Source organism: Psychrobacter sp. Choline-02u-9 (assembly GCF_002836505.1).
In the GTDB taxonomy this organism is placed as follows: Bacteria; Pseudomonadota; Gammaproteobacteria; order Pseudomonadales; family Moraxellaceae; genus Psychrobacter.
Map to the genome: position 1 here is coordinate 33,764 of NZ_PJBF01000041.1, position 13,205 is coordinate 46,968.

Consider the following 13,205-nt stretch of genomic DNA (forward strand, 5'->3'; position numbering starts at 1 on the left):
TGTTTAGCGTTCCCAACGTACGTTTTGGCGAATGATTTTTGCTGGTGTGCCTGCTACCATACAGTTTGGTATAGTGACTGGTTTATTGACGAAGGCACCTGCTGCGATGATACATCCATCAGCGATAGAGACGTTTTTTGAAATAGTCACATTAGCCGCAATCCAAATATGATCTCCTAGAATGACATCAGAATGTGCTTTGTTCACTCGTACGTTAGTATCTATATCGTAGACCTTATGCACATCGGTAGCGCGAATTTCAATACCACGCGATATCATGCAAGACTTACCAATAGTCACACTCTTATCACGTGCCAAGATATAGCAGTCAATGGCAGTGGTATACTCACCAATATGAATGCGTAAATGATTACCAACGACTAATAATTGACCAGAGAATTTAACATGTTCTGCGATAGTGACTTGATTGTGATTACCATTAATGTCGATTTTTAGTTTATTAAGTTTCCCATGACTACCAATGGTAATTCGATTGTTATCACCTTTACGAATAGTAATTGTGGAGTTGCCAATGATACGTACGTCGTTAGCTATTTCAATGTAATTACTATGGCCTTTATCTTGTAATAAAAACCGTTGTTTATACAGTTGCTTGGGCAACAATGTTTTGAAGATATGGGGTAAAGTGATAGTTTTTTTATGGTTCATAGTATGGCACTTATGAGAGGTAATAAAGGTTTTGAAGCTTCGGCTTTTAAAAGATTGTTATGATGTATCGACTAAATTCGTATCATCCATTTATTTAGAATAAATTCTATTTAGAGTATTTTTGATAGCCATTTAAGGTAGTGTACCGTTAAACAATACTTGAAAACAGCTTCCTTCACAGCAATCAATGCAAACAAGATTCAAATTTTTAATTCCCATACTTTTAATTAATAAGTTTTAACAACGAGATTATTTATGTTTACAGATACTCATTGTCACCTCAACCGTTTAGATTTGACGAAATATGATGGTAAATTATCTGGCGCGATTGACGCCATGAAAACGGCTAATGTTACCCGTGCGATGGCGATCATGTGTGACTTTGCAGAATATGATGAGATTGCCAATATTGTGAGCACCTATGGTGACGAGACACTAAATCTAGGGATGAGTGTAGGGATTCATCCTTGTGAGGATATTGATGTACTGAAATCAGCGACGGTTGAGCGTCTAATAGAGACTGCTGATAAAGATCATGTATGGGCAATAGGCGAGACAGGGCTAGATTACTACTGGTCAACCGAAAATAAAAAAGAGCAGCAAGCAAGTCTTGCACGTCATATCCATGCCAGTCAGCAACTAAAAAAACCGCTTGTCATACATATGCGCGATGCAAAAGAAGATACGATCGATATCTTAAAAAGTGAAGGTGCTGAGCATGGTATTATTCATTGCTTCACTGAAGATTGGGAAACCGCAAAACGTGCTTTAGATTTAGGATTTTATATCTCCTTCTCAGGTATTGTTAGCTTTAAAAGTGCCCAAAGCATCCAAGATGCTGCACGACATATGCCTAGAGACAGAATCTTGATTGAGACCGACAGTCCATATTTGGCGCCTGTGCCTAAGCGTGGTCGTCCCAATGAGCCTGCCTACGTACCCTACGTCGCCAGCTTTATCGCAGATATGTATGGTTGTGATAGTAACGAGGTTGGAGCATTAACCGCAAAAAACTTTGAAAATTTACTGGCACAGTATCGCTAAAATGGTTATGCTATGACCAGTCAGTCATTTATGTGATAGTCGTATAGTTCAATCCCCTTTAGTATTTGATTTACTAAATGTAACTATATGATTATCAATGACTATTTGTAAATATAAGCATATCCCTTTTATGGTATTTCAGCAGTTCTTGTATAGTTTTATACGCTCATTGCCAAATGTACGCACATAATTGATGGTCATATGCTTAATCTTGTCATGTTTTAGGAGAGATTATGAGTCGTCAGCACCAGTTCAAGGCACGAGAAGAGAACATCTTAGCGATGGCAGAACAATTGCTACTTGAGTCAGGCGATGGTGATATCACTTTAGACAGTTTGGCAGATCAGCTCGATTTGGCTAAAGGCACCCTGTACAAGCATTTCTCCAGTAAAGATGAGCTTTATCTGCGTATTATTATTCGTTACGAAGAGCAATTGTTTGAGATTAACCGTATTGATGACTGCCCGTCGGCAGGTGTTGCCCGTATGATTTTTCAGCAGTTATTCAATCCGCAAAAAGCCATGCTATTGAATCAAATTGAAGAGCGTCTGGCAGCATCAGTGACTGGGCTCAATCGTTTGTTTGGTGAGTTATATGATATCCGTCGCCAGCGCATGAAGCGTTTGATTGATATTATTAGCGCATACCTAAAAGATGAGCACAGTAATTTGAGTACTCGTGATTATCTATCGTCTATTTGGGCGATTGGTCAGGGCGGTGCAGGGCTCTTAAACTCAAGCTTTTACCAACGCTATTTAGGTCGCCGTGATACGCTGCGTTATGCTTTTGTTCAGCAAGTGCTAGAGTTGCCAAGCCATTATCCTGCTGATGATGAAGAGGTCATGGATGAGGATATGCAAGAGCTGGTAGAGCAAATCGATACTGAATCAGAAGAGCACCGCAATACCAACTACTAAAGTAGTTATTGATAAAGTAGCTCTTAGTAAAGGAACTATTAATAAACTAGCAAGTAATTTTTGGGTTGTGAACCTTTTTCGGCTTTAATAAATCGTGTTGTAATGCTTACTATTGCAGCACGAATTCATATATCTTTTAATATTCTTCAAAAACTTTTTCTCATTCTGCGACAATTAAAATTGGGCTTATAGGTGCAATATGCCGGTCACTGTCAAGACTCAGTCCAGTTCAGCGGCTACTTGCTCTTTCACTTTAATTAGTCAAACGTCTCAGTCAAACTGCTTAGATATAAGACCTACAGACCGTTGTCGAAGCTGCTTCTCCATATCAACTGATATCCATCACTTATCATCACTCTCATCAATAAACAGTCGGACACAGGCTGGTTTTACATTGGTAGAAATCGTGGTGGTAGTGGTTATCTTGTCTATATTTGCTGGCATAATGAGTTTATCTGTCGGTAGCAGTGAATCCCGCAAAAACCGCGCTTTTTATGAGCATTTGACTGATTCGTTGAGCTACGTTCGCCTATTGTCGGCTGAACGTATGCAGCCGATGGGTTTGCGTATGCAGGCAGATAAGCAAGGTCAAGTAGAGCCAGTCATTGTTACCCTATCAAATCCATATGTCGCATACCAGACAACGGAGATGATGTCAGATAGCACCGACAGTCAGCCTAAAAATGCTATGGAGCTGTCGGCAAAGGTGGCTGGTCTATCAGGCTCTACTGATGAGCAAAAACCAATGCCAAGTTGGAAAGTCGAGTCAGGTGTTAGCTTACCTGAACTGCCTACAGGCGTGAGTATTAGAGTTCAAAATTTGGATTCTAACGGTTTACAGAGTACGGGACGAACACAAACGTTACAGCCTTGGTTTAGCGATCAAAACGTACCGCAGGTATTGTGGTTTGGTACAGGACAAGCAACGCCCGTCACCATTGAAGTACTTCACGATTCGCGTTTAGTGGGCGAGGTGATTACGATAATGCCAGATGGCAGCATGCGAATCGGACAGGGAATATAGTGACTAAATTATATAAACCTCCTATGACAAGCCAGCCTATGTCACCAAAATCTATATCACTCAAGCCTAGGCGCGAGAGCGGCTTTACCCTTATCGAAGTGATGGTTGCTTTGGCTATTTTGGCAGTGGTAGCCGTCGCGGCGAGCCGTGCTAGTAGTGCGTATCTGAGTTCGGTTGATATATTGCGTACTCGTACGCTTGCTCACTTCGTCGCCCAAAATGCCGCCGCTGATTTACGTATTCAAGGGACGTGGCTGACAGCCAACCGCACCCAAACTGTTAATGCTCAAGGGCGTGATTGGCAAATATCAATGACAGTTGGTGACGCCATTACACCTGCTCTAAAAGAAGTAAATATCGCAGTTTCGCCTATTATAGATGGACAGACGCGCACATCGGTCACTGATATCACTGTGATGCTAAGTAATACTGAGCAAGATACGGGCAGTTTGGATTTAAGTGGTCTAAGCACAACAGGCAATAGCGAGCAGGCCGGGGGCGGTCTGTGAGACATCAGCGTGGTTTCACATTACTTGAGCTAATGGTTGCCATGGCAATATTTGCGATGCTAGCCGTTGCAGGCTGGCAGGTATTTGATGGGGTCAACCGTGCTCGTGAGCGCGCACAATTCCATGCTGACAATCTGGCTGTCTTGCAGTACGCTTATTTACAGTTACAGCAAGACATGGGTCAAATTATCCCTTATCAAGCGGCTACTACTCAAAGTGTCAGTGCGACGAATAACAGTCCAAGCGATAGTACTAACGCGAACACTAGCTCCCAATCAAGCGAGCAAATGAACGAAATAGCGCCTGAGCCCTTTATGAGCTTAGATGGCGAGCATGTCAGCTTTGTACGCTTTGCCGATCCTGATCCACGATATCAGAATAGCAATAGCCTCCAACGTATCGAATATATTTTTGCAGATGAGCGTTTGATACGTCGCCAGTATACCAGTATGGAAGGCGGGCGTGACAGCGTCAGCTTAGACAGCGTATTGCTCGAAGGTGTCACAGCAGGACGCTGGCAAGCCTATCTACCAGAGCTAAGTACCAGATTTCCGAGCGATGACATTAACAGTGGCAGTAGTGCAAGCGTAGCAGTAGTACAATCAGCGAATACAGCGAATTCCAAGCCCACAGCTGTTCTATTGCCGAAAGGAGTCGCGGTTAGCTTTACATACCAAGATATGCCAATCACTTGGCAATGGGCACTCGCCCCGCAACCGATATCGCATAGCAATAGTCAAAGCACAGTCAATAATACAGATGGTAGTAACAATGATAATGCTAATAATGACAACAGCGGTAGTGATGGTAGTGACAATAATAGCAGTGCGGATGATAGCAATGTAGGAACGAATAATTGAGAAGGTAGTAGTTAAAATGCATCAATTGCTCAACAACAAAGGCTATGTATGTCGATGACTGCGAAATCTCAACGCGGTGTTGCACTGCTGACTATCTTATTATTGGTAGTAAGTATTACTGTGGTTGCAGGGTCGATGCTTGCTAGCCAAAAAATTGCAATTAGGCGTAGTGGTCTGTTGTTCGATCAAAATCAGTTGCTGCAAGATATCGATGCAGGTCAACAGTTGGCAGTGACGATGATTCGCGCTGATAGCAACCTCAATGATACGGATAGCATACAAGATATCTGGGCGCAGCCCATACCACCTTATACATTGGCTAGTCACAGTGTCAGCATTGAGCTACGCGATGAGTCTGGTCGTTTTAACATTAATAACTTGTATCAAGATGGGTCAGCCAATACCACTGCTTTAGCAGTACTCCAACGACTACTCACGCAACTAAATCTAGAGCCTGATATTGCTATTGCTATACTTGATTGGCAAGATGCAGACGGCGAGGTATATCAAGATGGCGGTGATGAAAGTACGGTATATGCGCAGCAGTCAAACGCTGTAGCAACAGATGCTCTGCCAAATCAGCCTTTTGTCAGTATCGATCAGCTACTAGAAGTGACAGGGGTGAGCGCTGAAACTCTAGCAGTACTACGGCCTTATCTTACCGCGGTGCCTTATTATGTGCCTATTAATATCAATACTGCCAGTCCTGTATTGTTAGCCGCACTAATGGATGGTGCTAACAGTCAACAGATGCAATCACTGGTAGATATGCGCGCACAGCAGGCGCTGACGTCTATTGATGCAGTATGGCAATTACCGATATTTGGCAGTGTAAATGATGAGCAGCGAAAGGCTTTAACACCCATGCTCGCCGTTGATAGCCAAGCATTTATGGCACTTATCACAGCGACTGATAATGCAACTGTCGGTCAGGCTAGAGAGCGTTTTGCCACTGTTTTGATTAGTAAAACCGTCGTTGATAATAATCAGGCAGTTAATAGTAGTCAGACAGCTAATAATAATCAGGCGAGTAATAGTAGTGGGGTAGACGGTAAAATGCCCAAGGAAGTCAAAGTAGTAACACAGCGACTATGGGCATTTCGTCCGAGCTTTTAGCGGATGGTATTGAGAGCAATATTTAGTCTTTTAGGCGTGTTTCTTCGCTAGACTTCCAATTATAAGCCCCGTAAAAAAGCATCTGTGCTTGACGAGTACAGTTATGTAGCATTAGCTGCTTGTTTTCTTCGATTTCGTTTAGATCAATCTCATCATCATGATCTTCTGTATAGGTCAGCTCTAGCCAATCAATAATCCAAGAGAAGAACATATTTACGCCAGCCTCAGCTAATAGGCGACGGTCATAAGCATTGATATGGGTAAACGCTGGCTGCAACGCTAAGTCGTCGGCCAACCCTTGAGCATGTATCTTAATCAACTCATTGATGGCTTTTCGTACTGCTTCTGACCCACCATAACGCTCACTGACCAAGAACTGCCAGTAATAAGGCTGATCGCTGACCATATACAAGAATAGCTGAATACTTTTTGCGATTTGACGATCAAAGCTACGTTTGCGCCCAATCTGCAGGCTATCACTTAACGTGGCTAACGTACCGCCCAATTCCTCAATGACCAAAGCGCGCCCGAGTGACTCCATATCATCAAAATGGCGATAAAACGCAGTCGGCACAACGCCAACCTCGCGTGTTACTTGTCTGAGACTGATAGAGCTAAAAGATTGCCCTGTCATACATAAATCGAGCACAGCATTAAAAAAGGCGTGCCGAGTTTGAAGTTTTTTTTGTTCGCGACTGCTCATAATATTTCAAAATTGTCCGGTAGGTGTTTATCATACTCATTTCAACGCATAAATACGACTGAAATACGTCATTCGTGTTAATTTACTAAACCTGTACTGGTCTTTTAAACCACTGTGCCCCAATGACCCTGCAATTCTTGCGCCAGTCGATAAGCTTCATGGTCATTCATACCTGTAATAAAATCCAAAATATTTAAGACATTATGATAGATATCGTCAGACAAGATGCGGCGATGTTCGTCAAGATGGGGCTGTAGTAATCTTAACAGACGTTGCTGCTCAAAAGACATCGGCGGCTGCATAGTAGCAGATTGCGACCCTGTCCAAGCGAGTGGCATAAAGGCATTCAATAGGCTATGCAAGCAATGATTGGCCATCAGCTCCATTCTTACTTTGCTCGGATGATTAAATATTTTTTCGCGTGCCAGTTGCTTAGCTTGATTAATACCATTTTGTACGCTGGTATCGCAATGGGCAAATAGGCTGCCTTGCAACGTGCCAGCTAGCAATGCATCACTGTTGGCTACAAAGGCATCGGTGACGGTATTGACCAAACGCATCATGGCTCGTGCCCGCAGGGAGGCGAGACTTTGTCTGACAGACATATGCGCTGGCAAGTTTACGCTACTCGGACGTTCACCAATCAGCTCATAAAATATCGTAGCCACTTCGCTATAGGTTAGCATATTCAGATTGATGCCATCTTCTAAATCGATTAGCGCATAACAGATATCATCTGCCGCTTCTAGCAGATAAGCCAATGGATGGCGCGCAAAGCCATCATGTTGCTCTGAGCGTGGTAAGTGCAAGCACGCCGCTAACTCTTCTAATTGAGACGCTTCGCTATAAAAGCAGCCAAATTTTTGCACATTATAATGGTTGTCATTGACATCGTTACTGTGAGTTGCCAACCACGGATACTTCATAAAGGCGCCTAGCGTGGCACAGGTGAGCCGCATACCACCCTTGTCAGGATGATGCTCATTACGTGCCAATAGGCGAAAGCCTTGAGCATTACCCTCGTATGCCAGTAAGTCTAGTCGCTCATTGCTGCTTAAATTTTGCAAAATTGCTTGCGGTTCAGGCTGCCTAAACCAATCACGAATCGCATATTCTCCAGCGTGGCCAAAAGGCGGATTGCCAATGTCATGAGCGAGACAAGCTGCTTGTACGATCACACCGACGTCTGCAGGTGAAACTCCTGCTGGTAGGCCGCTACCTAGTGCGTCATGGATTTTTTCGGCAGCCATCATTCCCAAAGAGCGACCAATAGAAGAGACTTCTAGCGAGTGAGTCAGGCGTGTATGAATACCGAGCTGATTGGTCAATGGATGGACTTGGGTTTTCTGATTTAACTGGCGAAAAGAGTGAGAAAATACCAGTCTGTCATAGTCTTTGTGAAACTGAGAACGAGTACTGGTATTGGCGTTAAATTTTTTGGAAGCACCAAGACGCTGTGAATTAAGAAGATGTGACCATTGTGTGGTAGGGGACGACAAAGAAGTTGGTTTATTTAGCATATTAAACATCCGGAACCAAGGGAGCCTCTAGCATAGCAAAATAGCGCCCTTGGTTCAGCTATATAGTCAGAGAACTACTAAACGACTACGGCGTTCCCCTCCTTAAAGGTGCTATTTGTACAATCTGTAGTCGGCGGCCTTGTACTCATTTTAGACTTCTTTGACTAGAGTTAATGCCCTATAAATTGTATACGGTGCCAGTTTTACTTAGCCTACTACTGGTAGTAACTTCACTCGCCTTGCTTGTATCCAAATTATATTGAAACGACTATATTAAGACTTTTGACAGTTAAAAAGTACGTCTTCTTTGTCGATAGCTACATCGCTGTCCAGTGTCTTCTTGAGCAATGTTGCTTTGTCACCATTTACTTGCCATATGATGCCATGAGTTTCATCTAGGCCAATATCGCTTGTATAGATGTTAGCATCAGCAGTAGCAGTCAAATCGTATTTGATACCGTCGATAAGTAGATGCGCTGTCTGCGGTGTATTGTCGCTATGATAAGAGACGCCAATAATAGCAGTAGGCTCACAAGAAAAAGGTGTACTATTGCTAGCATGGTCGTGACCCTCATGTCCTTCATGCTCGTCATGGCCATGTTCTTCGTGTTCCTCATCATGACCATGTTCTTCGTGGGCATGTTCGGTATGCTCAGCATGTTCTTCAGTTGCTTCTTCAGAATCAACAGCAGAGGTGTTTTGCTGACAGCCTACTAATGATCCTGTCATAATAGTGCCTACAAGTGCGATACCGGCAAATCTAGAAAAAGAAAAATAGTTAGTCACAGTATGAACCCTCAAATAAGCAAAATAAAGATATGTTATAATATAACATTTAATATATAAAATAAAGCCGACGATGGAGAATATCCAGCATCGGCTAATTAACTTTAAACAAGCTATACTATTTAAAGTTACACGTTAAATCTAAAGTGCATCACATCGCCATCTTGTACGATGTAAGTTTTACCTTCTAAACGCGATTTACCAGCAGCAGCAGCGCCTTTTTCACCGTTGTATTCGATAAAGTCATCATACGCAATGACTTCAGCACGAATAAAACCACGCTCAAAATCAGTATGAATTACGCCAGCTGCTTGCGGCGCTGTCGCACCAATAGCGACAGTCCATGCGCGAACTTCTTTCACGCCAGCGGTAAAGTAAGTCTGCATATCTAGTAAGTCATAGCCACCGCGGATTACTTGATCAAGACCGGCTTCTTCCATGTCCATTTCAGCTAGGAAGTCTTTTTTATCATCTTCATCGAGCTGTGCGATTTCAGATTCGATTTGGTTGCATAGGGCGATGACGATAGAGTCTTCACCAGTGGCATAGTCACGAACAGCGTCAAGGTATGGGTTATTTTCAAAACCATCTTCAGCGACGTTAGCGATATACATGGTTGGCTTTAGCGTGATTAAACCATAGCTTCTGATCAGTTTTTTCTCATCAGCGTCTAGGTTAGCAGCACGAGCCGCTTTACCTTCTGCTAATAATGGTTCAACTTTTTTGAACACATCAAGCAATGCTTGCGCATCCTTATCACCACCTTTAGCCTTTTTAGTTTGGTTGTGGATTGCGCGCTCAACAGCTTCTAAATCTGCAAGTGCCAGTTCAGTGTTGATGGTTTCGATATCATCAATCGGGCTAACGCGGCCATCAACGTGTACCACATTGTCATCATCAAAACAGCGTACCACATGAGCAATCGCATCGGTCTCACGGATGTTGGCTAGGAACTGGTTACCCATGCCTTCACCTTTTGACGCGCCTGCGACCAAACCTGCGATATCAACAAACTCCATGGTCGTTGGTAATACGCGTTCAGGATTGACGATATCAGCCAGTTGTTTTAGGCGTGGGTCTGGTACTGGTACGATACCCGTGTTGGGATCTTTGGTACAAAATGGAAAGTTTTCAGCGGCGATACCCGCTTTGGTCAACGCATTAAACAAGGTGGATTTACCCACGTTTGGTAGGCCGACGATGCCGCAATTAAAACCCATAACATTCTCTCAATGTATTAATAAAATCAGTTGGTATAAAGTTTGGTTAAATGATAAATCAAAATTGGGCACATTGTAGCAAATTTACCTGAATAGGGGTGAGGTTGTTACGGTATATGCTCAGGTTTTAATCGATGACGATACGCAGCTTTATGATAAAAGCAGGTCATATTAGGAGCTTAAAAATGAATAAAGCGAATCAATACGAGTGACATATAGTTTATGTGGGTTGGTAAACCCTATTTTTTAATATGCTAAACTGTCACGCATAGATAAGGGCTTAAAGTTCACATAAATTCAGCATATATATTCTGCCAATTTTAGCAAATCATAATTATTGTAAAGCTATAGATAGTCAGACATACGCTGATAATATCGCCAAAATAAAATGTAAGGCAATTTTAGACAATGACAACCTCGATTTTTGATACACGCCACTATAAATACCCGCAAAACTTCCTTGAGATGAAGCCTAAACTGTCTCGACTTGAGCAGGCTATTAAAAAACTAGAGGCAAATTTAATTGATACGGCTGAGCCGACAAACCTTAAGTTATTAAAGCAGAGACTAGATAGCGGGTTGGGGTTAAAGGTCGATTATGCCAGTGAGCTAAATCCCGATCAGCTAATGGCAGCGACTACGATCGATGGCAAAGTATTGGTCATTGCTGGTGCAGGTTCGGGCAAGACCAAAACTTTGACCTATCGCACCAGTTATCTATTAGAAAACGGAGTGTCGCCTAAAGAGATTTTGCTACTGACCTTTACGCGTAAAGCGGCAAATGAAATAAAAGATCGAGCTAAATCCTTGCTAGCTAGCAGTCTTTCAAATCAAGAACTATCAGATGAAGAGTTGGCTGAGGATAAGCTGCCAACTGATAAAGCATTAAATAGCATCACTAGTGGTACTTTCCACTCGTTTTGTAATATGTTGCTACGTCAATATTCAGGGCTACTCGGTATCAATCCGCGATTTACGATTTTGGATACTGGTGATAGTGAAGATGCTATCGACTTAGTGCATAAAGAAAAAAAGTATCCTAATCAGACCAAATCACAAGCCTTTCCACGTAAAAAAACGCTGCAAAATATCATCTCGACGTCTAGAAACAGACGTATACATATTCGCGACTTAATCGAAAGTAACTACCCAGATATTGCCGTACATATTCCTATTATCGAGCAGCTGGCAGTTGATTTCCATGAGTATAAGCGCGCCAATCACTTATATGATTTTGATGACATCATCAGCCAAGTCGTACGCCACTTAAAAACCAATGATACTTTTCGACAGCTGCTGCAAAGCCAATATCGTTACATTATGGTTGATGAATACCAAGACACCAATATTCCGCAAAAGCAGCTAATCGACTTAATATGTGAGCCTGACTCGGTATCGCTGATGGTAGTTGGTGACGACAATCAAAGTATTTACGCGTTTCGCGGTGCCAATTATGAAAACATTTTGCTATTCGGTGAGACCTATCCTCAAGCCAGACTTATTAAGCTTGAGCAAAATTATCGCAGCTCGCCGTCCGTTTTAAACTATATCAATGCGTTGTCCGCGCAAATCACGCTAGGCTATCAAAAGCAGCTGTATTCTGATGCGCCAATAGAAGGACACAAGCCAGTATTTCGACGACTCAGTGATGAGCCAAAAGAAGCGGGCTATATCACTGATAAGATTGTCGCGCTAAAGCCAGAGTATGACTACAACGACTTTGCAGTATTATGCCGTACGTCATTTCAGTCCAATTACGTACAGCTAGAGTTTATGGCGCGCAACATTCCCTTTATCGTTGTGGGCGGTATCAAGTTCATTGAAAGACGTCATATCAAAGATGTATTGGCCTTTGTCAAAATACTCTATAACCCAAATGACACGATTGCTTGGCATCGTATTTTAACCTTGTTTAAAGGGGTGGGTGCAGTGACGGCGACGCGCTTAACCCAAGCCATTACTGCTGACAATAATGCGTTTGAATCTTTACTGGCAGCGCCATTTTCGAAAAAAAGTGATCAGCTAGAACCTCTATATCATGCGCTTACCAAGGCACAGCAAGCTGAATCGGTTGATACAGCTATTGAACATATTCTTGAGTTTTATATTCCAGTATTAAAGCTGATTGAAGAAAATTGGCGTGAGCGTACCGAAGATTTTCGGGTATTAAAGAATTTAGCGACAGAGCACACAAGCCTTGATAGCTTTTTAGAAAGTCTCGCTTTAGACCCACCTAATGACTCGGTGGCTGTCATGGGCAATTCGGATAATGGACAAGACAGTAGCAATGACAAAGTTACTATCTCGACCATTCATAGTGCTAAGGGGCTTGAGTGGCCAGTCGTGTTTGTTAACTCATTGGTAGATGGCATCACGCCGCATCATCGTTCTTTGGATGACTTTGAAGCATTAGAAGAAGAGCGTAAGCTGTTTTATGTGGCCTGTAGTCGTGCAAAGACACAGTTGTATCTGACAGCACCGAACTACTTTTCTAGTTATTCTGGATATTTTGACAAGCCGTCACGTTTTATCGCTGAGCTATCTGCGGACGAGGTAACGGTTGAGACGACAAAGAGAACCATGATAGAAGACGATGATCCCATTTGGTGGTAATACGCTATGTTTAGTTGATTATCCAATCAATTAAACATAAGCTAATAAAACCGTTTAGTAATATAGATAAGTGAGCTTTCGAATACTTGAACGTTTTATAACTAAAAACATTGGATAATTTGACGCTATTTTCATCAAATTTGTTGCTAGATTATTGCTCGAAGCCAATATTATTCCTATCAAAAATACCTTCTCAAAAACCCCATAACCAAAAGTATATGACG

General features: G+C 42.5%; 12 protein-coding genes. 7 read left to right on the forward strand and 5 right to left on the reverse strand.

The genetic code is table 11. From position 1 onward, the window contains the following. Window positions 1-3: 3 nt before the first annotated feature. Window positions 4-669 (reverse strand): acyltransferase, encoded by a 666-nt coding sequence (locus CXF69_RS02775; RefSeq protein ID WP_101205458.1) that lies wholly within the window; start codon window positions 667-669, stop codon window positions 4-6. A 255-nt stretch (window positions 670-924) separates the two neighbouring features. On the opposite strand from CXF69_RS02775, the gene CXF69_RS02780 reads away from it, so the two are divergent. The 6 genes from CXF69_RS02780 to gspK all read left to right on the forward strand — a co-directional run bounded on the left by CXF69_RS02780 (window position 925) and on the right by gspK (window position 6,139). Further along, window positions 925-1,713, forward strand: coding sequence for a TatD family hydrolase (locus CXF69_RS02780; RefSeq protein WP_101205457.1), 789 nt, complete (start codon window positions 925-927; stop codon window positions 1,711-1,713). 233 nt (window positions 1,714-1,946) lie between these two features. Continuing rightward, entirely contained in the window at window positions 1,947-2,630 is a 684-nt protein-coding gene (locus CXF69_RS02785; protein WP_057759351.1) for a TetR/AcrR family transcriptional regulator, read from the forward strand. Between the two features lie 394 nt (window positions 2,631-3,024). Continuing rightward, window positions 3,025-3,654 (forward strand): prepilin-type cleavage/methylation domain-containing protein, encoded by a 630-nt coding sequence (locus tag CXF69_RS02790; protein ID WP_404944631.1) that lies wholly within the window; start codon window positions 3,025-3,027, stop codon window positions 3,652-3,654. A gap of 38 nt (window positions 3,655-3,692) precedes the next feature. Then, window positions 3,693-4,163 carry a type II secretion system minor pseudopilin GspI gene (gene gspI, locus CXF69_RS02795; RefSeq protein WP_227522932.1) on the forward strand — a complete coding sequence of 157 codons (471 nt, stop codon included), beginning with the start codon at window positions 3,693-3,695 and terminating at the stop codon, window positions 4,161-4,163. Next, window positions 4,160-5,023, forward strand: a complete 864-nt coding sequence (gspJ, locus tag CXF69_RS02800; RefSeq protein WP_101205455.1) for a type II secretion system minor pseudopilin GspJ — start codon at window positions 4,160-4,162, stop codon at window positions 5,021-5,023. The genes gspI and gspJ overlap by 4 nt, the downstream gene beginning before the upstream one ends. Before the next feature lie 54 nt (window positions 5,024-5,077). Beyond that, complete coding sequence (gspK, locus tag CXF69_RS02805) at window positions 5,078-6,139, forward strand: type II secretion system minor pseudopilin GspK (RefSeq protein ID WP_101205481.1); 1,062 nt, start codon at window positions 5,078-5,080, stop codon at window positions 6,137-6,139. Between the two features lie 22 nt (window positions 6,140-6,161). On the opposite strand, the gene CXF69_RS02810 is transcribed toward gspK, so the two are convergent. The 4 genes from CXF69_RS02810 to ychF form a co-directional block, all read right to left on the reverse strand. Next, the gene (locus tag CXF69_RS02810) at window positions 6,162-6,842 is read right to left on the reverse strand and encodes a TetR family transcriptional regulator (protein WP_057759356.1); all 681 of its coding nucleotides are present in this window, start codon (window positions 6,840-6,842) and stop codon (window positions 6,162-6,164) included. A 104-nt stretch (window positions 6,843-6,946) separates the two neighbouring features. Continuing rightward, on the reverse strand, window positions 6,947-8,362 hold the full coding sequence (locus CXF69_RS02815) for a deoxyguanosinetriphosphate triphosphohydrolase (protein ID WP_404944630.1): 1,416 nt from the start codon (window positions 8,360-8,362) through the stop codon (window positions 6,947-6,949). A gap of 273 nt (window positions 8,363-8,635) precedes the next feature. Next, the gene (locus CXF69_RS02820; protein WP_101205453.1) at window positions 8,636-9,091 is read right to left on the reverse strand and encodes a hypothetical protein; all 456 of its coding nucleotides are present in this window, start codon (window positions 9,089-9,091) and stop codon (window positions 8,636-8,638) included. 185 nt (window positions 9,092-9,276) lie between these two features. Next, on the reverse strand, window positions 9,277-10,368 hold the full coding sequence (gene ychF / locus CXF69_RS02825) for a redox-regulated ATPase YchF (protein WP_101205452.1): 1,092 nt from the start codon (window positions 10,366-10,368) through the stop codon (window positions 9,277-9,279). A 408-nt stretch (window positions 10,369-10,776) separates the two neighbouring features. Here ychF and CXF69_RS02830 point away from each other — a divergent pair, with 408 nt between their 5' ends. After that, window positions 10,777-12,981 carry an ATP-dependent helicase gene (locus tag CXF69_RS02830; protein WP_101205451.1) on the forward strand — a complete coding sequence of 735 codons (2,205 nt, stop codon included), beginning with the start codon at window positions 10,777-10,779 and terminating at the stop codon, window positions 12,979-12,981. Window positions 12,982-13,205 lie beyond the last annotated feature (224 nt).